The 1,929-nt window shown below is 67.9% G+C and carries 3 protein-coding genes; all 3 read left to right on the top strand.

Annotated elements, in window-relative coordinates; all coding sequences use genetic code 11:
• Window positions 1-87 precede the first annotated feature (87 nt).
• On the top strand, window positions 88-834 hold the full coding sequence (gene minC, locus ACIPIA_RS15180; RefSeq protein ID WP_400510752.1) for a septum site-determining protein MinC: 747 nt from the start codon (window positions 88-90) through the stop codon (window positions 832-834).
• A 34-nt stretch (window positions 835-868) separates the two neighbouring features.
• Window positions 869-1,684 (top strand): septum site-determining protein MinD, encoded by an 816-nt coding sequence (gene minD / locus ACIPIA_RS15175; RefSeq protein WP_400510750.1) that lies wholly within the window; start codon window positions 869-871, stop codon window positions 1,682-1,684.
• The coding region (minE, locus tag ACIPIA_RS15170; protein ID WP_400510749.1) for a cell division topological specificity factor MinE at window positions 1,681-1,929 on the top strand (249 nt) is incomplete at its 3' end. The genes minD and minE, both read left to right, overlap by 4 nt.

The following is a 1,929-nucleotide window of genomic DNA, read 5'->3' as shown; positions in this document are numbered from 1 at the left end:
CGCCCCTGGACGGGCTTCGCCGGTACGGCCATTTACGGCTCGTTAACCATTCGCTGCCTAGATCGAGACAACCGAAAATTTACCAAGATGACCGACGTGTTAACCAAACCCCGGCCTATCCGCCTCAAGGGGCGCAGCTTCCTTGCGATGGCGCTGACACCCGAGCTTCCCTTCGAGGACTGGCTGGTGCGGCTGGACGATCTCGCTGCGCGCTCGACCGGCTTCTTCATGCGGCGCCCGGTGGTCCTGGACGTCAGCGGGCTGGATATCGACCGGCCCCAGCTGCGCGACCTGATCGACCGGCTCGCGACCCGCAATGTCCGGATCATGGGCATCGAGGGGGCCCGCCCCTCCCTGCTCGGCGCGGACATGCCACCCGCCATGGCCGATGGCCGCCCGACCGCCGACATCGAGGAGCCTGCGCCGGAGGAGGCGGGCAAGGCCAGGACGGCTGCGAGCGTGGCGCCGCCACCCCCGCCCCCGCTGCCGGTCATGCCGAAGGCGGTGCCGTCCATGATCGTCACCGAGCCGGTGCGCTCGGGCCAGTCGCTGATCTTCACAGAGGGCGACATCACCATCATCGGCTCGGTCGCCTCCGGCGCCGAAGTCATCGCCGGCGGCTCGATCCATGTCTACGGCACGCTCAGGGGGCGGGCCATGGCCGGCACGATGGGCAATGCCTCCGCGCGCATCTTCTGCCGCAAGCTCGAGGCCGAGCTCGTCGCGATCGACGGCTACTACAAGACGGCGGAAGACCTCGGGCCCGATCTGCACGGCAAGGCCGTCCAGCTCTGGCTGGAGGGCGACACTTTCAAATCCGGATCACTCGCCTGAGCTGACGGCGCGTCCACATCAACAGGAGGGCTCTATGGGCAAGGTCATCGTGGTCACATCGGGCAAAGGCGGCGTCGGCAAGACGACCTCCTCGGCGGCACTCGGCGCCGCCCTCGCCCGCAATGGCGACAAGGTCGTGGTCGTCGACTTCGACGTCGGCCTGCGCAATCTCGATCTCGTCATGGGCGCCGAGCGGCGCGTCGTCTATGACCTCGTCAACGTCATCCAGGGCGAGGCCAAGCTGGCGCAGGCGCTGATCCGCGACAAGCGCCTGGAGACGTTGCATCTCCTGCCGGCCTCGCAGACCCGCGACAAGGACAACCTGACGGCCGAGGGCGTCGAGAAGGTCATCGGCGCGCTCAAGGAGACCTTCGACTGGGTGATCTGCGACAGCCCGGCTGGCATCGAGCGCGGCGCCACCCTCGCCATGCGCCACGCCGACGTGGCGATCGTCGTGACCAACCCCGAGGTTTCTTCGGTCCGTGACTCCGACCGCATCATCGGCCTGCTCGACTCCAAGACGCTGAAGGCCGAGAATGGCGAGCGCATGGAGAAGCACCTCCTTCTCACGCGCTACGACCCGCTCCGCGCCGAGCGTGGCGACATGCTGAAGGTCGAGGACGTGCTCGAGATCCTGTCGATCCCGCTGCTCGGCATCGTGCCGGAGAGCATGGACGTGCTGCGCGCCTCGAATGTCGGCTCTCCCGTCACCCTCGCCGACGAGCGCAGCGCTCCCGCCGTCGCCTATTTCGAGGCTGCGCGCCGGCTCCGGGGCGAGGCGCTCCCCGTCGCCGTTCCCGGCGAGAAGCGCGGCTTCTTCGGCAAGTTCTTCGGAAGGAAAGCGGCATGAACCTGCTTCGTCTTTTCTCCCGCGCTCAGTCGGCACCCGCAGCCCGCGAACGGCTGCAGGTCCTGCTCGCCCATGAGCGCGCCGCGGTCGGCGATTCCGACCTCGTCACCAAGCTCCGCGACGAGATCCTCCGGGCCATCTCCAAGCACATGCAGGTCGATGACGAGAAGGTCAGCGTCCGCATGGAGCGCGGCGCCCAGGTCTCGACCCTGGCCGTCGACATCGAGATCCCGTTCGACGCGGGC

The sequence above is a fragment of the Allobosea sp. CER48 genome, from assembly GCF_044752385.1.
In the GTDB taxonomy this organism is placed as follows: domain Bacteria; phylum Pseudomonadota; class Alphaproteobacteria; order Rhizobiales; family Beijerinckiaceae; genus Allobosea.
This window is presented reverse-complemented; position numbering and strand designations above follow the sequence as displayed.

What these genes read in the sequence shown, in the direction of transcription:
- minC (WP_400510752.1), top strand. Translation starts at nt 88, where the DNA reads ATGACCGACGTGTTAACCAAACCCCGGCCTATCCGCCTCAAGGGGCGC.
- minD (WP_400510750.1), top strand. Translation starts at nt 869, where the DNA reads ATGGGCAAGGTCATCGTGGTCACATCGGGCAAAGGCGGCGTCGGCAAG.